Consider the following 228-nt stretch of genomic DNA (forward strand, 5'->3'; position numbering starts at 1 on the left):
TATCCCACCTTATGCAAAGGGCGATTTGATACACATGTTAACGGACTGGCTCAACGGGGACATGTTCTGGAAGCACCGACCAGCCTCAATACCCTCAGTTTGCTTCCTGAGCTGTTCAGAACAGGCGTAGCCTCGGTCAAAATTGAAGGCAGACAACGCAGCCAGGCTTATGTAGAGCAAGTCACCCGAACCTGGCGGCAGGCTATCGACAGTTACCGGGCCAATCCC

The 228-nt window shown here is 53.5% G+C and carries 1 protein-coding gene; it reads left to right on the forward strand.

Going from position 1 to position 228, the window contains the following annotated elements; all coding sequences use genetic code 11:
• Positions 1-228: U32 family peptidase (locus ACYP03_RS28485; protein ID WP_459783002.1), on the forward strand; the 228-nt coding region annotated here is incomplete at both ends.

Source organism: Photobacterium sp. R1 (assembly GCF_054600795.1).